General features: G+C 63.9%; 22 protein-coding genes. 6 read left to right on the top strand and 16 right to left on the bottom strand.

The window, feature by feature from the left end; translation table 11 throughout:
- Positions 1-48 precede the first annotated feature (48 nt).
- Positions 49-585, top strand: a complete 537-nt coding sequence (locus ACREYQ_RS30775; protein WP_432262704.1) for a carboxymuconolactone decarboxylase family protein — start codon at positions 49-51, stop codon at positions 583-585.
- A 135-nt stretch (positions 586-720) separates the two neighbouring features.
- The gene (locus ACREYQ_RS30770) at positions 721-1464 is read left to right on the top strand and encodes a cysteine hydrolase (protein ID WP_432263077.1); all 744 of its coding nucleotides are present in this window, start codon (positions 721-723) and stop codon (positions 1462-1464) included.
- A gap of 666 nt (positions 1465-2130) precedes the next feature.
- Here the strand turns inward: ACREYQ_RS30770 and ACREYQ_RS30765 are convergent.
- Positions 2131-3120, bottom strand: a complete 990-nt coding sequence (locus tag ACREYQ_RS30765; protein WP_432262703.1) for a DUF3179 domain-containing protein — start codon at positions 3118-3120, stop codon at positions 2131-2133.
- Positions 3121-3243: 123 nt separating this feature from the next.
- Positions 3244-4395, bottom strand: a complete 1152-nt coding sequence (locus tag ACREYQ_RS30760; RefSeq protein ID WP_255519812.1) for a patatin-like phospholipase family protein — start codon at positions 4393-4395, stop codon at positions 3244-3246.
- An 843-nt stretch (positions 4396-5238) separates the two neighbouring features.
- Between ACREYQ_RS30760 and ACREYQ_RS30755 the strand changes: the two genes are divergently transcribed.
- The 3 genes from ACREYQ_RS30755 (at position 5239) to ACREYQ_RS30745 (ending at position 6751) form a co-directional block, all read left to right on the top strand.
- Positions 5239-5691, top strand: a complete 453-nt coding sequence (locus ACREYQ_RS30755; RefSeq protein ID WP_195429120.1) for a DUF302 domain-containing protein — start codon at positions 5239-5241, stop codon at positions 5689-5691.
- 364 nt (positions 5692-6055) lie between these two features.
- Complete coding sequence (locus tag ACREYQ_RS30750; RefSeq protein WP_195429118.1) at positions 6056-6319, top strand: thioredoxin family protein; 264 nt, start codon at positions 6056-6058, stop codon at positions 6317-6319.
- A gap of 9 nt (positions 6320-6328) precedes the next feature.
- Entirely contained in the window at positions 6329-6751 is a 423-nt protein-coding gene (locus tag ACREYQ_RS30745; protein WP_432262702.1) for a heavy metal-responsive transcriptional regulator, read from the top strand.
- A gap of 220 nt (positions 6752-6971) precedes the next feature.
- Here the strand turns inward: ACREYQ_RS30745 and merA are convergent, their stop codons facing one another.
- The 4 genes from merA to merT are packed head-to-tail and all read right to left on the bottom strand — an operon-like array spanning position 6972 to position 9782.
- Positions 6972-8657, bottom strand: coding sequence for a mercury(II) reductase (gene merA / locus ACREYQ_RS30740; RefSeq protein WP_432262701.1), 1686 nt, complete (start codon positions 8655-8657; stop codon positions 6972-6974).
- A gap of 40 nt (positions 8658-8697) precedes the next feature.
- The gene (gene merC, locus ACREYQ_RS30735; protein WP_432262700.1) at positions 8698-9117 is read right to left on the bottom strand and encodes an organomercurial transporter MerC; all 420 of its coding nucleotides are present in this window, start codon (positions 9115-9117) and stop codon (positions 8698-8700) included.
- 28 nt (positions 9118-9145) lie between these two features.
- Positions 9146-9418 (bottom strand): mercury resistance system periplasmic binding protein MerP, encoded by a 273-nt coding sequence (merP, locus tag ACREYQ_RS30730; protein ID WP_432262699.1) that lies wholly within the window; start codon positions 9416-9418, stop codon positions 9146-9148.
- Positions 9419-9431: 13 nt separating this feature from the next.
- A complete protein-coding gene (gene merT, locus ACREYQ_RS30725; protein ID WP_432262698.1) occupies positions 9432-9782 on the bottom strand; it encodes a mercuric ion transporter MerT in 351 nt (116 codons plus the stop codon).
- Between the two features lie 71 nt (positions 9783-9853).
- Here merT and merR point away from each other — a divergent pair, with 71 nt between their 5' ends.
- The gene (gene merR, locus ACREYQ_RS30720) at positions 9854-10261 is read left to right on the top strand and encodes an Hg(II)-responsive transcriptional regulator (protein ID WP_195429107.1); all 408 of its coding nucleotides are present in this window, start codon (positions 9854-9856) and stop codon (positions 10259-10261) included.
- 121 nt (positions 10262-10382) lie between these two features.
- On the opposite strand, the gene tnpC is transcribed toward merR, so the two are convergent.
- The 10 genes from tnpC to ACREYQ_RS30670 all read right to left on the bottom strand — a co-directional run bounded on the left by tnpC (position 10383) and on the right by ACREYQ_RS30670 (position 21217).
- Positions 10383-10727 (bottom strand): Tn3 family transposase post-transcriptional regulator TnpC, encoded by a 345-nt coding sequence (gene tnpC / locus ACREYQ_RS30715; RefSeq protein ID WP_195429104.1) that lies wholly within the window; start codon positions 10725-10727, stop codon positions 10383-10385.
- Positions 10720-13680 carry a Tn3 family transposase gene (locus ACREYQ_RS30710; RefSeq protein WP_432263074.1) on the bottom strand — a complete coding sequence of 987 codons (2961 nt, stop codon included), beginning with the start codon at positions 13678-13680 and terminating at the stop codon, positions 10720-10722. The genes tnpC and ACREYQ_RS30710 overlap by 8 nt, the downstream gene beginning before the upstream one ends.
- A gap of 271 nt (positions 13681-13951) precedes the next feature.
- Entirely contained in the window at positions 13952-15298 is a 1347-nt protein-coding gene (locus ACREYQ_RS30705; RefSeq protein WP_432263073.1) for a hypothetical protein, read from the bottom strand.
- A gap of 37 nt (positions 15299-15335) precedes the next feature.
- On the bottom strand, positions 15336-16652 hold the full coding sequence (locus ACREYQ_RS30700) for a hypothetical protein (protein WP_432263072.1): 1317 nt from the start codon (positions 16650-16652) through the stop codon (positions 15336-15338).
- A 9-nt stretch (positions 16653-16661) separates the two neighbouring features.
- Complete coding sequence (locus ACREYQ_RS30695; protein WP_432263071.1) at positions 16662-18275, bottom strand: hypothetical protein; 1614 nt, start codon at positions 18273-18275, stop codon at positions 16662-16664.
- An 11-nt stretch (positions 18276-18286) separates the two neighbouring features.
- A complete protein-coding gene (locus ACREYQ_RS30690; RefSeq protein ID WP_432263070.1) occupies positions 18287-19408 on the bottom strand; it encodes a hypothetical protein in 1122 nt (373 codons plus the stop codon).
- A 178-nt stretch (positions 19409-19586) separates the two neighbouring features.
- Complete coding sequence (locus ACREYQ_RS30685) at positions 19587-19814, bottom strand: hypothetical protein (RefSeq protein ID WP_432263069.1); 228 nt, start codon at positions 19812-19814, stop codon at positions 19587-19589.
- Complete coding sequence (locus ACREYQ_RS30680) at positions 19811-20107, bottom strand: hypothetical protein (RefSeq protein ID WP_432263068.1); 297 nt, start codon at positions 20105-20107, stop codon at positions 19811-19813. The genes ACREYQ_RS30685 and ACREYQ_RS30680 overlap by 4 nt, the downstream gene beginning before the upstream one ends.
- Positions 20104-20613 (bottom strand): DUF6283 family protein, encoded by a 510-nt coding sequence (locus ACREYQ_RS30675; protein WP_432263067.1) that lies wholly within the window; start codon positions 20611-20613, stop codon positions 20104-20106. The genes ACREYQ_RS30680 and ACREYQ_RS30675 overlap by 4 nt, the downstream gene beginning before the upstream one ends.
- Entirely contained in the window at positions 20600-21217 is a 618-nt protein-coding gene (locus ACREYQ_RS30670; protein ID WP_432263066.1) for a DUF262 domain-containing protein, read from the bottom strand. Before ACREYQ_RS30670 ends, ACREYQ_RS30675 begins: the two co-directional genes overlap by 14 nt.
- Positions 21218-21326 lie beyond the last annotated feature (109 nt).

Below are 21326 nucleotides of genomic sequence, written 5' to 3'. Positions count from 1 at the left end.
GATAAGACTCCGCTGGAGGTCTCTCATTTCTAACCATGGAGATTGAAGATGACCAGACTCAATGCAGTGGCGCCAGAGCAGGCGTCCGGGGCGGTAAAGGAACTGTACGACGCCATCCGCCAGGCGGTTGGGGCAGTCCCTAATATCCATCGGGGCATCGCAAACAGCCCGACCGCGCTGCAAAGCTTCCTTCAGCTCGACTCGTCGCTTAACGATAGCCAACTCGGCACGTTGAACCAGGAGGCGATTGCCCTAGCCGTCAGCCAGGTCTACGACTGCAAATACTGCCTGGCAGCCCATACCTTGCTAGCCAAGAACGCGGGCTTGTCGGAGGTTGAAACGATCGAAATTCGTCGCGGCACGAGCAAACGACCTGGACTCGAAGCCCTCGTGCAATTCGTCATCCGGGCGATTCGCCCGGATCGCCGCATCAGTGACGAGGACGTCGCAGCGGTCAAAGTGGCCGGCTTTAGCGATGCGCAAATTACCGAGGCCTTGCTAAAGGCAGCCCAGACTGTGTTTGCCAATGTCTTCCAGCGAGTGCACCAGGCGCCCGTGGATTTCCCTGCAGCGCCCAGCCTGTAGGCCACAGCGTTCAACTTGAGGAGAAATCGAATGTCGTGCTCATGCTCACACCATCCCGATCCCGCCGACGAGGCGCCTGTCGACACCGGTCGCCGTAGCTTCTTCAAGGCAGGGGCGGCCATCACGGCTGCCACAATGGCTGTTCCTTTGGCTGCGGCCACTCAGGAGCGCGAGGGGGCGGATAAATATGCTGATCCAGACAAGCCGATGCTGCCACCATCAGACATGACTCTTGATCTGTCACGCACGGCGCTCGTGGTTACTGATCCGCAGATTGATTTTCTCAGCCCGAAGGGCGTTGTTTGGGGCGCGGTCGGCCAAAGCGTTAGACAAATGAACACCGTGGAAAACATAGGCCGGCTGTTCGCGGCCGCAAAAAAGGCCAATATTACCGTAGCTGTCTCGCCGCACTACTACTACCCCTCGGACGGCGGCTGGAGATTCGAGGGCGCAATCGAGAAGCTGATGCACAAGGTCGGCATGTTCAAACGGCGCGGCCCATATACCATGGACGCCTTTGACAACTCCGGGGCTGATTTCATGCCGGAGTACAAGCCGTACATCCTCGATAACAAGACCATCATTGCTTCTCCCCACAAGGTCTATGGCCCGCAGCAGAACGATCTCGTGCTGCAGTTGCGCAAGCACCGTGTTGACCAAGTGATTCTGGCCGGGATGTCTGCTAACCTCTGCGTGGAGTCGCATCTTCGGGAGTTGCTGGAGCAAGGTTTCGAGGTCGCCGTGGTACGCGATGCGACGGCGGCGGCAATCCTTCCCGAAGGCGACGGCTACCTTGCAGCGATCACCAATTTCCGCTTCATGGCCAATGCGGTGTGGACAACGAGCGAGACGGTGAAGCGGCTTAGCCCGAAGAGCTGACGGCCAGCGTGGTCGCTTGAAGGACGAAGCGTTCCAGAGCCCCCGCGTCACAAGCTGACCCGGGGGCTGTCTGCATCAATTTCGACGATTACTTTGTCGCGGCGTCGCCACGTCCTAGGATTGGGACCGGCTGCGCCCCGCATGCGGTTCCTTCCGCTGTGGATAAGGTTGGCTTCGAGCACACCGAAGAGGAATCCCGGCACGCTGCGGGCGGTGCAGGAGGCGGTACTGCCATGGCGCGTCGAATTCTGCCGTGTCGCCGAACTTGAAGCCGTTCATGCTTCCTCGAAGCCGAGGTAGGCGCAGCACGTGGCAAGCTGGCCATCGACCGCCACGGCGGGCACCGAGCGAACGGCGAGAGACTGGGCACCCTAGACGACCACAATGTCGTTTATGTCGAGAACAGTAACTTGGCACTTCGGGCAGGCCGGCCGTTTGACAGCTTCGATCGCCTCTTCGCAGCCAGCACTGAAGGATGGCGATCCATGTCAGTCGTCCGCATCGAGACGGCAAACGGCGGCAGAGATCGGACGTCCGGCAGTCCGCGCAATCGCTGCGGCACTACCTGCCGGCACGGACGCCAAGTGCGTGCACTGCCTTGGCTCGCGGGGCGACCGTTGCCAGTATCTCCCATGCCGCGATGATCGGTCTTCAATTTGAAGCTCGTTACCTTCGTGTGGCCGGCGGGGCTTGGTAAGCGTCGGTGCGTGGGTGAAAAGCGAACCAGGCGAACCAGTAGGCAGTCTGCGATGGGTACGGTTTTCCGTCGGAAGAGGCGCTTGCCGACCAGGTTGCCGCATCGAGCCGAACTTCGATGAGCCTGCCGCCCACCCGGTCACGCACCACATTGCCAGCCTTGGCAAGTTCTGTGAACGGGTAGGCCTTGTAGGTGCCGTCCGCCTCCACGCCGAGCACCCATTCCTTGGGGTGGAAACGGTGGCTTTCCTGGCTGACGCGGAACATCACCAGGGCGTTAGTCAGGTAGTCCGAGTAAGGGTTGAAGCCGTAGTCGCGCCGGTAGCCGGTACGCTCGGAAAGCACCACAGTGCGTGGGTGTTCCTTCCGCCATGCTTGCCATGTGGTATGAGTGATCGGGAAATCCTTCAACGCGGTGCCCTTGAACGGACCCGCTATCGCCTTGCCGAGCATCTGCGACCACAGTGATTGTGTCTGTTTGTCGTACAGCAGCAGGTTGCTGTTATAGAGCAGGCCGGACACGCCAAAAGTCAATCGCTTGCCATCAACGCTGGCCGAGTGCGCAGCACCTGTGCCGCACAGTGGGCAGAAGCTTACAACCAGCGGTTCACCATCGAACTCGTCGTTGACGATTTCGTGCCAAAGCAGAATGCGCTCAGGATAGGCCTTCGCCACACCGTTCAACAACACGCCGAGGACGCGGTCGTCGGGCCTCAGGTACGTCGCCTCAGACGCGGCCACGAAGCGTGGCGCGATCAGCGCCGGGATCCCATCGCGCGGCGGCCCGCCATTGACGATGTCGTCTTGAGGGACCAAAGCGCCTTGCAAGTCAAAACCATTGGCGTAGCGATTGCTGCACCAAGCGGGGCTGCTGCAAACAATAGCGATAATGCATGCCAACCTCAGCAGCCAGCCGGGGAAGCGGGAAAACGGGGCAATGACCTCGGCGATCGGGGGCATTTGCGATAACCTCCTGGCATTGGTTTGGCACCGACAGGACGCGGAAACAGTGAACGCCAACCTTCCAAATTGGACGTAGAGAGAGTCGGCCGGGATTCGCAACATTTTTCATCAAGATGCGGGTCAGGGAGCCGGCACGAGTTCGTACACGCCAATACCCTCGACAGGGTCCAGTTTGCCCTCCCAAGGGGCAAGCTCGAGCATCCGCGCGGTGGCGCGGTAGCCGGCTTCCCAACGCGCCTGCATCCGTGCGGCACTGAAATCGAAGTCCTTGGCGTAATCGTCGCCGTCCATCCTAGGCGCCTTCAGTTGAATGACTTGCATCGTGGTCCCGCAACCCCACTGCAATAGCTCCTTGACCGCCGGCAATTCACGCTCGCCCGGTGGAATGTATTGGGCAAGTTCGCGAATGACTCGCCGCAATCGATGAATCTGGCGCTGCCGCGCCATTTGGCTCTCCACTCGGCTGGCATACTGAATATCCTTTTGCCGGCTGATAACCTGCCAGATCGTTTGTGGCTCTGGACCTTCCGCAGGCCATAGCTGCACCGCGAAAATGACCGAGTCGCGGCGGGGACTGTCATCCAGCACCACCTCAATCGGTGTATTGGAATAGATGCCGCCATCCCAGTAGCTCTCGCCATCGATACGCACGGCCGGAAATGCTGGTGGAAGGGCGGCGGAGGCCAACACGTGCTCCAGGCCGAGCGTGGTGTCGCGGTTAGTGAAGTAGCGCAGGCTGCCGCTACGCACATTCACCGTGCCCACGGTAAGCCGCATGTGATTCTCGTTCAAGTAGGCGAAGTCGACGAGCTTGGCGAGAGATGCGCGCAGCGGCGCCGGCGAGTAGTACGCCGCCACCTCGGCGCCGAGCCAAACGTGTGGGCTGAGCCATGCGCTGGGCTGTGGCTCAAAAAAAGTCGGAAGACCGTTGATAAGCACGGTCAGCTTGTGGAAGGTGTCGCCGGCAGCGGAATAAGGGCCGATCAGTGGGGACAAGCCGCAGCGGGTCACGCCGCACCAGAACCGACGCAAGCAGTCCAGTCGTTCCGCTGGTCGGTTTCCGGCGATCATGGCCCCGTTAATGGCACCGATCGACGTGCCAACGACCCAGTCCGGTTCAATGCCGGTTTCGTGAAGCGCCTGGTAGACTCCCGCCTGGTAGCTGCCCAGCGCCCCACCGCCCTGTAGCACCAGAACCACCTGCCCGGGCAGCGTCGGCGTTTCACGCAAGGTGGAACGCCCAGCGGGGATCATCGCCGCGTTGCTTTCCATCTACGCTTTCCCTTCTTTTCGACCGCCAGCCCAGGCGCCAATGGAACGTGCGTGCCGCAGCCGGGTTCGACGCGGCGAAATAACCGGACTCGCCCCGGCAGCCAGATTGATTGCCGTCGCCAACTGCGCTTGCGTAGCCTGAAGGCTTGACAGCCTGTCCTACCGAACAGGCACGCGCGCCGTCCTTGCACGGGCGCGCGTGCCTGAGCGTCGCCAGCGATTGCATCGGGCGGGGACAGGCCCAGCGCAACCGCATACGCGTTGGAGGAGCCCGTCTTCGCTGCTGCAAGATCGGGTCCAAGGGTTTCCATCTGCAGCACACTCGCAGTGCAGAGGATATGTTTGGCGCCCATCTTTCGCTCCCTCATTGGCACATCTAAAGCCGTCCGAAGCCTCTCTATCTGAAAGTTCGCTCGCAACGCGGAAAAGGTTTCCGGCTCTGGGCCAAACCGCGTTCCCTATGAGGCCGCAACCAGTTCAGCCAATGAGATAGCCGCACCTGCGGATCTCCTCCCTCAGCTGAGCCCACAAGCGAGACCACAGGAGGCGAAACAGAGTCCCCCAAACAGACGCCTGCGTTGAATAGGTGACGTATGCCTGCCGCATCGACGAAGTCCGGACGCTAAATTCGAAGGCCTGCGAGTGAAGCGCCATGCACCAAGCAGCGGTTAGTGCGATGCGGTCACCCGCTTCGGGATTGAGGACTAGGTACCGCTGTGACGGCGCCAAATTGCGGCGTATGTGGCGATGTCGTTTAAACGGACCCCGCCAATTTCGCGTGTGCCGGAAGGCACCAAGGGCCATTTTGCCGTTACAGTAATGACTCCTCTACAGGAGAACCGCATGAAAGCTCTGCGTTGGTTGCTGCCGGCCCTGCTGCTGTCACTTGCCATGCCCCTGCATGCTGCCGATGGCTTGGTCACCGTTCGAAGTCCGTTGGCGCCGAGGGCGGCCATGGACAAGCTTGAAGCAGCGGTAAAGGAGCGAGGGCTGACCGTGTTTGCGCGCATCGACCATGCGGCAGGCGCGGCGAAGATCGGCAAATCGCTGCGGCCGACTGAATTGCTGATTTTCGGCAATGCGCAGGGTGGCACGCCTCTGATGGAATGCGCGCAATCGATCGGCATAGACCTGCCGTTGAAGGCACTCGTATGGGCGGACGCCGACGGACGGACATGGGTTAGTTACAACGATCCGGCGTTTCTTGCCCAGCGCCACGGTGTGCCTGAGTGCCCCGCTGCGGGCAATTTGCGCGAGGCCCTGTCGCGATTGATTGGCGCGTCCGTGGCGCCGTAAAAGCGTCAGACAAGTGGAGCCATGCCAATGGAGGCGCGGGCTGACTGCGAAGCGCCTCAGCTTACCGCCGGCTGCACACATAAAAATGTCATCGCTGCGCGGGACGCCGCGGTTGGGTGGCTTGTGACTCCACCGTGGCGCGCGGCGGGCGCGCTCATTTCCTACCAAGCTGAGCGCCTATATCGGCGCATCCATCCTGGCTAAGGCCTGTCGCGTTGGGCTGGATTCGCGGCTGACCGTAGTGCCCGGCGAAGCGGGAAATCGGGCTTGACTCTGGAGTTAGCTTCAAGGTCTATCCTGATCGTGACGGGGCGGTTGCATGCGCATTGCCCTCAGCGTCACCGATGTGGAAAGGAGCCCGCAAATGACTGCCAAACGAAAGGTTGAGGTGTTCACCGCCGGCTGCCCGGTCTGCGCGGAGGTGGTTGCCTTGGTGCAAGAGTTGGCCTGCCCGTCCTGCGAGGTCGCGGTACTCGACATGCACGACATCGAGGTGGTGAAGCGCGCCCAGGCACTCGGGGTACGCTCGGTGCCGGCCGTGGCGATCGACGGTCAGCTCGCCGGCTGCTGCGCCGGCCGCGGCGTGGATGAACAGAGCCTGCGCGCCGCCGGTCTTGGCCAGCCTTGATGCGACGCCGTGCTGACCATAGGCAAGCTGGCGCAAGCGGGCGATATCAGTCCTGACGCGCTTCGCTATTATGAGCGCGAAGGGCTGCTTGCCCCCGCTAGCAGGACCGAGCGCGGGTATCGCCTCTATGGCGAGGACGCTGTGCGGCGTATTCGCTTCATCCAGCACGCCCAAGCGTGCGGCTTCGTCTTGGCGGAAATCCGCGAGCTGTTGCACTTGCGCCAGGCCGACAGCGCCTGTTGCGCCGATGTGCGGCGGCGCGCCATCGAGAAGAAGCTCCAGCTTGCCGTCAAGATTCGCGCCATGCAGGCCATGTCCGCCGCACTCGACCGGCTGATCGCCGAATGCCCCGATGGGACGCGATCGGTTGACGACTGCCCGATCCTGGCTGCACTGGAACACGTCGATGGCGACCCGAAGCGCCCGCCGTGAGGATCGCGCCGCAGGAGAATCATGAAAGGAAATGAGGTGGCCCGCCTGGACGCGCTGTTGAACAACGATAGCCGGGGGCACTGAGTCGTGCATCGTCTTTCGTTAGTGGCTTGGCATCAGCAGACAGCAGGACGCACTGCGTGGGACGGTCGCGGACAATGTAACGAGTCGCCAGTGCTTTAGGCCTGCCGCAAAGCGGGTCCTCGAAACGGTCATTACCTCATCCGGCACAGCAGGACAACTGGGCCACATCCTTGGAGAAGGCCTGCGCGGCGAGCTTTAACCCCTCGACCATCGTCAAGTATGGGAACAACTGATCGGCCAGTTCCAACACAGTCATGCACGCCCGGATTGCGAGCGCCGCCGTCTGAATCAGCTCGCCAGCTTCCGGTGCGACCGCCTGCACGCCGATCAGACGGCCAGTGCCGGCCTCGGTGACCAGCTTGATGAATCCGCAGGTGTCGAAGTTGGCGAGCGCGCGCGGCACATTGTCGAGCGTGAGCAGCCGGCTACCGGTCTCGATGCCGTCATGGTGCGCTTCCGCCTCGCTGTAGCCCACGGTGGCGACCTGCGGGTCGGTGAAGACGACCGCCGGCACGGCGCTCAGATCGAGCGCTGCGTTCCCGCCGGTCATGTTGATCGCCGCGCGGGTGCCGGCCGCCGCCGCTACGTAGACGAATTGCGGCTGGTCGGTGCAGTCGCCGGCGGCGTAGATGTGGGGTGCGGTGGTGCGCATGCCACGGTCGATGACGATGGCGCCCTGCGCGTTGACCGTCACCCCCGCCGCCTCCAGTGCCAGTTCACGCGTGTTGGGCGCGCGGCCGGTGGCGATCAGCAACTGGTCTGCGCGGATTTCGCCGCCCCCGGTGGTGAGCACGAATTCGCCATCCGCGTGCGCCACCTGGCTGGCCTGCGTGTGATCCAGCACCGTGATGCCCTCGGCCCGGAAGGCGGCCGTGACGGCTTCGCCGATGGCCGGGTCTTCCCGGAAGAACAGCGTACTGCGTGCCAGAATCGTGACCTGGCTGCCGAGTCGAGCGAACGCCTGTGCCAGCTCCACGGCCACCACCGACGAGCCGATCACGGCCAGCCGCTTGGGCAGGGTGTCGCTGGCCAGCGCCTCGTTCGAGGTCCAGTACGGGGTGTCCTGCAGACCGGGGATCGGCGGCACGGCCGCGCTGGCGCCAGTGGCGATCAGGCAGCGGTCAAAGGCCACCTCGCGGTCGCCGCCTTCGGCCAGGCGCACGCTCAGGGTGTGGCCGTTCTGGAAGCGGGCCTCGCCGCGCAGCACCGTGATGGACGGGGTGCTTGCCAGGATGCCCTCATACTTGGCGTGGCGCAGCTCCTCGACACGCCCCTGCTGCTGGGCGAGCAGGCGCTCGCGCAGGATCGCCGGTGGCGTGGCCTGGATGCCCCCGTCGAACGGGCTTGCGCGGCGCAGATGAGCGATGTGGGCCGCGCGGATCATGATCTTGGACGGCACGCAGCCGACATTGACGCAGGTGCCGCCGATGGTGCCGCGCTCGATCAGGGTCACCTGCGCGCCTTGTTCGACGACCTTGAGTGCCGCCGCCATCGCGGCGGCGCCGCTGCCAATGACGGCAATGCGCAGGGCGCTAGCATGGTCCGCGCCCTTGTCGCCGCCGCCTGGCCAGCCTATGGCCGTGTCGAGCAGGCTGCCGCGCTTTTCCGCCGGCGGGGCCTCGGCGAGCATGACCTGGTAGCCAAGTCCGGCCACGGCGGCAGCCAGCGCATCTGGCAACATGCCGGGCTCGGTGTCGATTTGCGCCATGCCTTTCGGGTACGACACGACCGCCGACCGCACGCCGGGCACCTTCTCCAAGACATCCTTGACGTGCACGGCGCACGAGTCACAGGTCATTCCAGTGATCGTCAAGTGGGTCATGCCACAGTTCCTTTGTTCATCTCGGCAGCGGCCAACGCGGTCAGCCGCGCTTGGCCGGGGGTTCGCAGGCGTTCGGTGCCCCGCAGCGCTTCGCCGGCGAGACAAAGTCCCAGATCGATACCCCGACCATGAAGGCCAGGCCGACATAGAGCAGCGCCTCGCTGCGCCAGCCAACCGTCAAATACACCGCGGCCAGCACCAGAATTGGGCCGATCACGCCGAGCGCAGTCCGTTGCCACTGCCGATGGTTAAGCCAGGCGGTGGCATTGGCGAGCAGCGCGATGCCAGCGAACACCGGCAGCAGGACGCTTATGAACAGCCCTTCGTACTGGCTCAGGAAGCCCAGGCCAATGGCCGCGCCCAGGCCGGCGATGGCGGGAAAGCAACTTGCGCAACCCATCGCCGAGACGATGCCGCCGAGCGCCCCTGCCTTGTTGACCACGCGCGTGATCCGTCCCATGGCCTCTCTCTCGTGTTCGCTGCGGGGCTTACCGCTTGACGCTGGACGGATAGCCCGCGTCCTCGGTCGCCTTGGTCAGTTTCGGCACGCCGGTCTTGGCATCGTCAAAGGTGACGACGGCCTGGCGCTTCTCGAAGCTCACATCGGTCTTGCTCACGCCGTCGATCTTGGAGAGCGCTTTTTTGACCGTGATCGGGCAGGTTTCGCAAGTCATGCCCGGCACGGACAGCGTGACGGTTTGCATGGCGGCCCACGCGGGAGCGACGGCAGCGAGCGCGAGGGCGGCAAACAGCTTCTTCATGGCGAACTCCTGATCAGTAGAACAATGGCATCACGTAGGGAAATCCGAGCGCAACCAGAACCAGCAGAGCGACGACCCAGAAAATGAGCTTGTAGGTGGCGCGTACCTGCGGGATCGCGCAGGCCTCGCCCGGCTTGCAGATTTGCGCCGGGCGGAAAATGCGCCGCCAGCCGAGGAACAGTGCCACTAGCGCCGTGCCGATAAACAGGGGCCGATATGGCTCCAGCGCGGTCAGGTTACCGATCCAGGCCCCGCTGAAACCGAGCGCCACCAGGACCAGCGGCCCCAGGCAGCAGGTGGAGGCGAGGATGGCGGCCAGCCCGCCGGCCAAGAGGGCGCGGCGCCCGTGTTGCGGTTTCAACATGCGCTGGTCCTTTCGAATCGGGAAGGGATAACGTAAGCTTACTTCCGTACATTTGTACGGAGTCAAGCGGGATGGAGCGCAATTTGGAGAATTTGACCATCGGCGCCTTCGCCAAGGCGGCCGAGGTCAATGTCGAAACCATTCGGTTCTACCAGCGCAAGGGGCTGCTGCCGGAGCCGGACAAGCCTTATGGCAGCATCCGCCGCTATGGCGATGCGGATGTGACGCGCGTGCGGTTCGTGAAAGCGGCCCAACGGCTGGGCTTCAGCCTGGACGAGATCGCCGAACTGCTCCTGCTGGAGGATGGCACCCATTGCGAGGAGGCCGGTAGCCTGGCCGAGCACAAGCTCAACGACGTGCGCGCAAAGCTTGCCGACCTGACACGCATGGAGGCCGTTCTGTCTGAGCTGGTGTGCGCCTGCCATGCCCGGCAGGGCAACGTATCCTGCCCGCTGATCGCATCGCTGCAAGCAGGATAAGTGCGCCAAAAGGCGTAGTGGACGCGGCTACGCTGCCCCGGCTCGTTCCCGCTTCTGTTCTGCCGCATCGTCGCAGCCGGCCTCACATGCGCCGTCTCGACGGGCAAGCGACCTGGCCGAGTCAGCTATCGTCGCGAGGGCGAAGCGGCTCCAGCGGGCGCAGCGCTTGCACGGCGCGTTTGAGGAGCAAGATCCAGTCGTCCAGTTCTTCTATGATGGCCTCGGCTTGGTCCACGAGGGTCGGGCCAGTGGTTGGATACGACAATGCGGCGCCGTTGATCAGAGTATGTGCCATGCCGTGCAAGCACAGCAGATCGTCGCGCAGCCCGGCTGGCTCACAGCAACGCGCGCGGATCGCATCGAGTTGGTCCACCACGCGCAGGATGGTGGTCGTGTCGAACGTGTCCCGAAGCGCTTGCAACGCCTCGGCGTCGACCCTGCCGTAAGGTGTATCGATGTCAGGCATGGCGAGGCTTGCGGACGGAATGGGCGGGACCGGCAAAGAGGCTGTCGCGAATCCAGGCTTCCGGCACCCGCTCCAGGTTGAGTTTATAGTCGCCGAAGCGCTTGATGTTGCTGGTGAGGTAGGGACTCAGGAAGCCAATGTCGGCCACGTCGACCTTGATCCCTTCCTTCACCATCGCGCGCAGGGCCTGCATCATGTCCGCCGTGTTCTGCAGAATCACGGCCGAGGCGATCAGGTCGTTGTAGCGCAGGCGCTTCTGCTGTTCGTCGGGGTCGTTTTCGGCCAGCACGTCACCGCCGAACGAGAACCATTTGGCAAAGCCATTGTAGGACTCGATCTTGTTGGTAGTGGCGGTGATCTCCTGGCGGAGTTCGCGGCTGCCAATCCATTCGAGCAGGAACGCCGTGCGCACGACCTTGCCGAGTTCCTGCGCCGCCAGAAACAGGCGGTTGCGGCGGCTTTCCGAGCCGAACCGGCGCAGCAGAAGCGGCGAAGAGATGGTGCCGGCCTGGATCGACAGCGCGACCTGCATCAGGTCCTGCCAGTGGAAGGCGATCAGGTCCCAGTCCACGGTGTCCGAGAACAGCCGGTCGATGTGCTTGTATTTGGTATCGGCATCGGCACGGTAAAGCTTCAGATCCTGCCAGTTGCGGATGCGCGGCATCAGCTTGATGCCCAGCAGATGCGTGAAGGCGAACACCGCGGCCGACTGGCCCTGGGTGTCGGCGTGCACGGTATCGGCCTCGACGCTCAAGCCGGCCTTGAGCAGACCCTCGATCACGTAGATGGCTTCCCACACGCCGGGCGGAATGAAATGCCGAAACACCGCGATGTAGTTGTCGGCCACGTGCCGGTAGGCCACCGCGCCCATCTTCCGGTAGCGGAAGTGGTAGCCGGCCAGCAGATTATTGTCGTAGAAGTCGTACTGGGTGCCGTCAGCCGCGACGGTCTTGCCATCCCCCCAGTGCTTAGGCAGGTCGAGCCGCAGATACAGTTCGATCAATTCCCGCTGCGCGGTTTCGAGACGCTCCAGGCTCAGATGCCGACGGTTGACAAACGACATCATGTGCGGCGTGACCCGATCCCCCATATGGCGGGCGGCCTGGGTGGGCCCCAGGTTGCAGCCCATGGCGAAGATGGTCAGCAGGTAGCGCTCGGCCGCATTGCGGATCTTGGGGTCGCTGCCGGAGAGTGGGCCGAAGTGCCGCGTGAAGTGGGTCCAGTGCTCGATGTTGGCCAGCACGTCCAGCAGATTGCGCGTCGGCATGCGCCGGATCAGCGCCTGTTGCAGGGCGATCGCGCTGGCCGGGATCTCCCTGGCGATCGTCCGCTTGAGCACGGGTTCCCCGTCCTGGCCGATGGTGACGTGCTGGCGCTTGTCGGGAAAACTGGCATCCAGCGTACGCGCCGTGTCGGCCAGCCACTGGCGTAGATGCGCCACGAAGTCCTGCGCGTTGGTCGGCATGTCCAGCTTGGCGCAGTATTCGGGCAGGCGCCGTTCGCATTCCCGCCAGGGCAGTAGGTGCGCCCGGTAATCGGCAAAGGCGTCGGATCCCACCACGCACAAGTCGCCGGAACGCAGCTCGTTGACCATATGCGAGAGCACGCACAGCTCCAGGTAGCGCCGGTTGGTGGGGGCGCCCTGGTCGTGGGGGCGGCGCACCAGCTTGCGCCACCGTTCCGAGGCGAAGCTCACGTCGACGTCGGCGGCGATCCATTCGCGATGCAGGGATTCATTGTCCAGCACCACCGCAAGTGCCGCCAGCAGCGTGCGCGACTGGCTGGTCGACTCCCATTCCAGCACCTGCGCCAGGCGCAGCATCACCGAGCGGTGCGCACGGAAATGCCGCCATAGCAGCGGCAGGTAGTTGTTGCCGCTGAAGGCCCGCACCTCGGCGCAGCTCTCGCGCAGCGGCTCCAGGTCGCCGGACGGCGCGAGGAAGCGGCGCACCTGCCGGCCGATCAGCGCATCGTCCTGGCCATCGGCGACGATATCCACTACGCCATCGAGCAAGATGACCAGCTTCTCCATCTGCGCGCGCTGACGGGACTGGATGCGCTCCATCTCGTCGCGCGCCCGCTTGTGGATGGCGCCCATGCGACGGATGAACATCTCCGCGAGATCGTCGCGGGTGCGCACGCGCATATGGTTGAGCAAGGCGACGATCAGTGTGTAGCGCTTCTCAGGCAGGATCTCCCGTAGATTGGCCGCGTCCAGGCTCATGGCCTGGCTGGCCAGCGAGCGCAGCTTCGAGGCTGGCACGCCTGCGATTGCGCGAGAGAAATCGCCAAGACCATCGAGTAAGGTCAGGTGTTCTATGAGCAGGCTGAGATGCTTGCGTGACGGGCGGCGCGCGTGGCGCTTGATGTTGTTGTAGGCGGTCAGGCGGTTGGTGAATTCCCGGGTGAGAAGCCGGTCCAGCCGCTGCCGCTCCTCATCCGACAAGCGCCTTGCGACGCGTCGAAACAGCGCGGTCTGCGTGCGGGTGTGAATCTGCTCGGCAATGTTGTCCAGGGTGGAGAACGCTGGCAGCTCGACCTGGTGGAGGATCAGCGCATCGATGGTGGCGTTGATGATGTCCACCTGCTGGTCCATCGTTTCCGCGGCTTCGCGTGCGGCGCGAATCGTGACCTCGTTGGCATCGGTGCCAATATAGGGCTGGACGCCAAGAAATTCGCGCACCGCCGTGTAATGCCGGTACAGCGTGGGGGACAGCTTGCGGTCATAGCCAAACGCGGCATCCGGCGCCAGACCAGCGCTGGCGCGCACGTGGTCGATCACGACGACGGGAATGCTGTCCAGGTTGGGGAAGTAATGCAGTTGCTGGAAGACCTTCAGCAGCACCAGCAAGCCAAGTCGTGGACCTTGTCCACGGGTTGAACGGGTGGCCCACTCCAGTTCCTCGGCATCCGGCGTGTAGCACGCCTGTAGCTTAGCCGCCCCTTTTCGCATGGCCGGAAACGGTTCGTGCCGCTCGCTCGGATGAGCTCGTGGTCACTCCCTGCTGCCCCGCAACGCGGAAGGTTCGTCACTTCGCCGCGTGGCCACGCCTTGGTGGAGAAAACCTTCGGGAAACGCGGGTAAGCGGTACGCTCGACGGTGGCCATACAGGATCTCGGCAATCGCTGAAGGGCCAGCCAGTCTAGCCGAGGACGGTGGCAAAATCCTAGACCATCGTTATAACTGACGGGAATGTCTTTGCCAGTCTATATAACCACAAGGCTTATGATAGCCGATTGGCCTTATCGTGGCGTGACCCCGTCAGGGTGTCGGTGTACGCCGCGCGTTCGGCGAGCGCGTCGTGGCGGGCCGTCCCAGCGAACGGGTAGGCGCGCAGTGCGCCCTCCAGCAGGGTCGACGCCTCGCGGGTGGTGTAGCGCCCGGCCAGCGCAAGATCCGTGGTCCAGTCCTGCCCGGTCCAGTACACGGTCGGTTGCGGGTGGCGGGGATTGGCGCTGCCCGGTCCATCAATGCTGATGACGTAGTGCTGATCCTTCGTGCGGAACTGCTCCGCGAGCCGGGCCGGCGGCGCGAGTTCAAAGCGCGCCTCGGCCTCCAGCACGTGGCCGAGGCGCTGCGCAAGCCACTGCCGCCCGAGGTCGAGCGAGCGCTCCAGCATGAGCTTGGCGTCTTCGAGTGCTCGCGCCGCGTCGAGCACATCCTGCAGCGAGGGGCGCCGTGCGCGCTCGGTGCGACCCTGCGTTTGGTAGAGGCTCAGTACGGCCTGCTTCGGCAAGCCTTCCTGCTCGGCGAAGTTGAAGTGCGGCAGCGAGTTCTTGGCCCAGCCAATGGCGTCGTCGATCGACATCAGCCGCAAGGGCGGCGCGCGATGCGCATGCGCCGGCGACCAGTCGGCCCGGCCAATGCGCTCGGCGAGCTCGCCTTCCAGCGGGATGTGGCGGCCCAGCAGGTACACCTGTGCGTCGGGTGCGGCAAGCAGCTTGGCCTGCGCGGTGGCCACACGTGCGCCGAGCTGCTTGTGCAGATCCTCGGGCGCGATCACGGTCTCGATGACCATGTCGCGGGCGAGAGGCTCGCCCGCTTGCCGGTCGAGATAGACGCGAATGGTGATGGCGCCGGGCGCTTCACCGGGTGCCCCATGCTTGCCGGTGGCCAGCTCGATCTCGCCTTCGGCCGCGACACGCACCAGTGGTGACATGGATTGCAGGCGGGAGCAGAACGCCGCGTGACAGCGCTGTGCGCGCCGCGACCAGAATGCCGGGTCGCGATCGGGGGCGAAGGTGCCGGACATGGTCTGTTCGGTAAAGCGAGCCATGGCGGTCTCGCCCCGCAGGGCTTCCAGCGACAGCGTGTCGGTGTTGATGGCTTCAGGCAGCGTCTCGCTCTGGCGGGGATGCAATTCCCACCAGACGCCGGGCCCGGATCGGAACGGATTCTCCAGCATTTCTGGAACGTATTGCAGGGTGCCGCTGGCGTGCTGCGGCACGAACACCGGATCCCGCTCGCCGTGTTCGTCGTGGGCGCCAAACACGAAGCCATGGCGCTCCAGCTTTTCGCAGTCGTCGTCGGTGAGGTTGTAGAAGGTGCCGTAATGTCCAGAGTAGTTCATGGTGTCGAGGCGGTATCAGGTTGCAGGAGCGTGAGTGTCAAAGCGCGAGATCCGCGCTCGCGGCCATGCGCCGGACCGGGCGTGGCGCTGGGGGCTCGGCTGGCACGAGATGGGCCGTGGGGCAGCGCGGTAGCAGCCTACGCAGCTCCTGCTCGGCCTCGTGTAGGCCAAACGTGGTCGCCTCGCGCTTGGTGACTTTCCAACTGTCGATGCCCCAGTACGATGTGCGTGCGTCTTGCTCGCCCATATCTGTCCCCGGCACTGCGGCGGCATAGGGCACGTGATGGGCGATCACGTAGCGGTGCTCTCGGGGCACGAACCTGTGGCCCGGGGTGGGCTGGGCAATCAAACGCAGCGGCGTGCGTGCATTGAGCAGGTGATCGAGCCGAGCGCCCACCCACTTTGCCTCCATGCTCGCCTGCGAGCGCAATTGCTCGCGGGCTTGGATCAGGAGCGGCGCGTAGCGTGCAAGCTCAGCCAGACTGAAGTACGACTCATGCACGAGGCTCCTGCTGGCCTCCCATAGCGCATGCCGGGTGCGCGCAACAGCGTCGCGCATGGCTGGCTGCGGGAACTCCAGCCGATGGGCGGCCAGTGCCATCGCGTCACCGATCGACAGCAGGTCGAGGGCCGGGAAGTTGCGGGCAAGGTTTGGGTCCCACTCGCGCGCCAGCACCCGTTCGGCCAGCTCGCCGTATAGTGGTACCGCGTCGCCCTGCAGGCAAACGGCGTTGCTGTTCAGGGTGTCTGCTGCAAGTTGGACCTGCACGCGCCGTGCCGCTTCTGCGCCCAGCAGTTCCTCCAGTTGGGCGGTGGGCCACAACCGTTCGATCACCATGGCGCGGTTGGGGTGCGCCTTGTAGTCACGATCGAAGTACACCCGCACGGTAACCATGTCCTCGGGGGCTTCCGGGATGCCAAAGTACCCGGTCGTGATCTCGATCTCGCCATCTGCTGCGACTCGTGCCAGCGTGCCGCAGGTCGCGAGGGCGGTGTCGTATGCGCGCTCGCACTGGGTGGCGCGCGTGGCCCAGTAGTCGGGCTCGCTGTCGACACTCTGCTGGAAGCGGCTCAGGGCGAGCTCGCCACGTAGGGTCTCGGCGTCCAGCTCGTCGGGCGATCGATCCAGCCGCAACTTGGCGGGATGGCGGTAGACCATCGAGAGGGTGAATGTGCCGGGCTGCTGAGCTGCGACATCGACCAGCGCATCATAGGACGCGCCCTTGACGTGCGCAGGAAAGCTGCAGCTCGCCGCATCGTAGGGGCCGAGCGTCACGCCGTGGCGTTGCAACATGTCGGCGTGCTTCGCGTTGGTCCGGATAAGGCCGTAGTAGCCGCTGTAATCTTGGTGCATGGTCGGGGCTCAGTGAAGGGTCGGCGAGGCGTCGTGACTATCGGTCGGCGTGATATCCCAGCCCGGGAGCCCTGCGCGCATGCAGGCCTGCATGGTGCTCGTGCCGTCGGGCTCCGCTTCCACGAATACGTAGCGGACGTCCTTCGGTTGGGTAATCCATGTGGCCACGCTCTCGCGCGCCGCCTGTACCGACGGGAAGGTGGAGATCGTGGTGAGGCCCAGATTTTCGAGGTTGGACCAGAAGCCGCCACCCAACACCTCGCCGATGAAAACCCCTTCCTCCGGCGCATACAGCGCAACGTCCTTGCGACGGGCGCCCTCCTCCATGGCATGGGCGAGCTTGGAAGGGTCAAGGGCGAACTGGGCGTAAGCCTGCCGCACCGGCTCGGAGCAGCTGTGCGTGAGCTGGACGGCGTCGGCGGCGCCGGGCCGATACAGCGCCATGTTGTGGTTGACCAGCAGATATGGCCGCTGCTCGGGCTTGGCGGCCATCAGAGCCTGTACCGCGCGCTGCGCGTCCGGGTAACTGACGACATCCCGGCTATAGGCCGTTTGCCGCGTGATGACGGTGAATTCGCTCGCCGTTACCCAGTCGGGGCGCAGCGGCTGGTTCAAGCCCTGCTTGCGGCCCTCGCGCGTCATTTCCCGATGCTGGTGGTCACTGCAGAGCGTGCCCACCAGCGTGGCCGCCTCGGGGTGTGTCTCGTTGAAATGGGCACAAAAGTCCGGATTGGCACGCATCACACCGGCCAGCGTGACGGCAGCGCTTTCGCGCACCTGCGGTGCGTCGAGCAGACTCAGTTCACGCGCCTCCAGCGCGGCCCACGTCCGTACGGCGTCGTCGTCGAGGAGGACTAGATAGGGGCGGTGGGTGACAGCCAACCGTGCATTGACGTTGTCGCCGCACGCCTCGATGTCGATCGACTTGGCGGCCCGGTCGGCGTCGTGGTATGCGTCCGCCCGGGCGTTGATCGCATCGAGTCGCTGGTCATCGGAGAGCGCCGCTTGGTGAGCCAGATCCACCTGCACGCGGTCCAGCAGCGCCTGCGCGGTCGCAACCGGCTGGCTCGGCTCGGCTGCGCTGGCGCTCAGGGCTTCGACCCAGTCCAGCACATACCCTTCGCCGGCGACGCCGCGTTCGCGCACCTCGCGGACCCGTTTCTGGGTAATGCCCATGGCGCGTGCCAGCGATTCGATGGTCTTGCCATTCAATCGCATCAGTGCGGTAATCATCTTCCCCGACAGGCGCATGGTCTCGGGTCCACGTGCTTTGGTGACAGATTCGCGCATGGCCTGCACGGCGTTGGCGGCCATTTGCCAAGGCCGCTGCTCGCCGTGCTCGCTCTGCGCTTGCTGGTAACGGATGAACGCGGCTTCCGCGTCGAGATCGCCGAACGTCATGCCGGGACGTAGTTGCATCGCCGGGCTGTCCACCATGCGGCCATACAGCCGATGTGGGAAATCAATCTCGAAATCCGTCAGGGCATTCACGGCCGCCTTGTCTGCGCGTGCCAGAAAGACGCCGTTCGCGGGGTCGTATCCCGCCAGCGTGATGCCGAAGCTTTCAAGCATGTCGCGTTGGCTCGGATGCGCGGTGATGGTGCCGTAGAAGATCGGTGCCATGGTCTGGGTCCTTACAGCGACGGGGAAAGGTTAGCCGGCCCTGCCGAGGCCAGCTGTTTCGTGAACGTTTCGAGCAGCGGCGCCGCGTCGTCGTCGGCGTAATAGAGCATGCCGTCGTGCCAACGGAAGTCGTTGGCATTGCACACCTCGCCCTCGCGCAGGAGTTGCAGCAGGCGACCAATTGGCACGTGTGCCGTCTCCACGGTCTGGTCGTCGAGCTTGGACTTGACCGTAAAGTGGAATTCGCCGGGAGACACGACCAACGACGGCAAGTCCGGGCGCCATTCGCGTGTGCGGTCCCAACGACCCGGCCCACCCGTGACACGCACCGACTGCAGACGGTTGTCGTCGCACAGCTCGCGCAAGGCGCCGATCTGGTCGAGAAAGGCTCGCGTGAGGTCGACCTGAGCCCAGCGTGGTTGTGCAGGGACCGGGCCGAACGCATCGATCACGAGCCGGGGCGTCCTCGCTGCAGGGGCATTGTCAAGCACGGCGAGCTGTTCCTTGATGGCCTTGAGCTGCTGTTCCCACGCGTCCCATTGGGACGTCGTGGCCTTGAAGTTGTCGCGGTACTCGTTGAAGGCGACGAACGCCTTTTCCCCTAGCAAGTGCTCGCGTGACGAGCCAGCCGGCACATAGGGAATCGCTACATCGAAAGTGCGCCGCGTGAGTTCGACATTCTCGGCGCCGGCGATCTCGCGCAGCTCGATGGCATCGGTGCTGGAGATCCGGACGTAGTAGCGGCCGTGCGGCTCGTCATAGGCACTGACCTCGGCGCCGAGCGTTTTCAGAAACTCCCCATTGCTGGGCTTCGTGCTGACCCAGCCATACACGAAATCGCACGGCGTGGTAGCCGCGCGCAGGAGGGAACTCCTCGCGCGAACGTGGTTGCCTTCGAATACGGCTTCGGCAGCCTCCTCGTAGTGGCACCCGAACATTTCCATTAACACGGGCATGTCGTCGCCCCGCTCCCCGTGCTCGATACGGGCGAGCAGATCGTCGAGCGTGCACACTTCGGTGCCAGTGCGGACAGCGTGTTTTCGACCCTCAGCGTCGAACAGCACCGCTTGGTCGTCGTTATGCGGGACCCATACCCGCGAGTCGGTGGGGGTGGCAGTGCTGATCGTCATCATTCCGCGTCGAAAATAAATATTAAAATCGCATCGAAATGGATATAAAACCATTAATTGATGCGCAAATAGACACGAAATGATGATAATCCATCCCGATCGGCCTGTGAAGGCACGGAGATGGATTAAGGGATGCGGGGCCGGCTAGGCCGGCACGCCGGTGAGGCGGGAGTTTGAAGGGTCAGGCGTCGGCGGGTCGGTCTTCCCGGTCGATCCATTCGGCGCCGATGACGCTGGGGTAGTACTCGGCAGGCTCGGTGAACCCTTCGTAGACGACCAGCACGCGGCCGGTCGAGCCGGAGTGGCGCGGCTTGATGAAGCCCTTGACCACGACCTTATCCCCCTTCGAGGTCGTGACGGTGTCGTCGATGGCAACCGGTTCCCTTGTGGCGGTATAGACGAGTCTCACAGTGTTTGTTCTCCGAGCTGGCGGGGAACGATCTCCCCGGTTAGTGCAAGTTGGACGCCGGTCTGGCGCAGGATGGGCCCCCAGTCCGACACGCGGTAGCTCCGGTCGGAGCGGGTGATCTGGACGCCGGCCTGTGCGCCGGCCTGCTCGATCAGCAGGGATACGGTCCGTTTGTCGAGGCCGGTGGCCTGCACGATTTCGAAGAGGCGCGCACCCTGCGGGCGGTCGATTGCGCCCAGCACCGAGAGCAGTCGACGCAGATCCCCCTTCGGATAGGGCAACGTGGCAGTCATCGCTCGCCCTCCTCTTCCTCACAGTCTCCGTCGGGATCGGCGTCCCTCTCGCTATAGCTCGATTCGCGACACGGCGCGATCGCCGGATCGTCAGGCGGGACGCCGTTGGCAATCGCCATGGCGCGGTAATCGTCATGCAGGGCATGGCCGCCATCGTGCACGTCATCGGCGATGTCGCCGGTCATGAGACGAATGCGCACCGACAGGTTGTGCTCGGCGCCGCGCAGCAGGAAGCCGGCGCAAAGGGCTGGCTTTTCCTTGCCGGACTGGTGGCAAGCGAACGTCTCCTGTGCCGCGTCATACGCGGTGCTGGCGCTATGCCGGAAGGCCTCCGCAGGAAAGACGTTGACTGCGTCCTTGCGCCACGGGCAGTCGTCGCATGGCTCTCGGCGGTACACACCCGGGCCGCCGTGCGTGGTCACCACCTGATGGTCGTCGCCCGCAGGTCGCACGCGAACGACTTTCGCCCGGCGCGAGCGCGGGCCTTGAGAGTCAGATGCGGTCATGGCGAAGGAGCATCCAGTGTTGGGCGGACGGCCGCGTGTCCGTTGCATGTGCCAGCAGGCCCTGAACCCGCTCGATCTCGCTCGTGGCATGCGGGGTCCCCCCCGCGTTCACGTCGAGGTAGAACTGCAGTAGCTCCGCGCGGGTCTGCATCGTGTGCACGGCAAATTTCAGCACAATCACGTTCGGGCGATGCGGATCGTAGGGACTGCCCTTCAGTTCGCTGGCGAGATAGCCGAAGGCGCGGATCTTGTCAGCCATGAAAGCACGGACCGCCGTCAGTCGCTGCAGGCCGTCGATACATTGCATCTGACGCGGCAAGTCGCCCTGATAGTCCCAGTTTTCCCAATGCGGAGCATTGAACTGAATCAGCAGGGACGACGAGGACACAGTGCCGCGATAGACCGACTCGATGTAGCGTTCCTGCTGCGACTGGGTCCAGACGTGTCCGCGCTGAAAATCCGGCGTCAGATCGACGCCTCCGTAGTCTGCGGCGAAGCGCGCGAGACTACGCTCAAGGCCATTGGAAGCATAGTCTGCCTGCCACTTCGAATGGGGAAGCTTGCGAACCTTGGCATGAAGCGTGGCAAGGGATTCGGCATCCATGTGCTGATCTCGTGGTTACACTCAATGAGTGCATCATGAGGGGTGTTAAACGCACCTGTCAAGCAAAAATTAATATTGGACTGGGACTCGTCTTCTACCGCCAGCGGAA

This window comes from Cupriavidus sp. TMH.W2, from assembly GCF_050847365.1.
Taxonomy (GTDB): Bacteria; Pseudomonadota; Gammaproteobacteria; order Burkholderiales; family Burkholderiaceae; genus Cupriavidus.
This window is presented reverse-complemented; position numbering and strand designations above follow the sequence as displayed.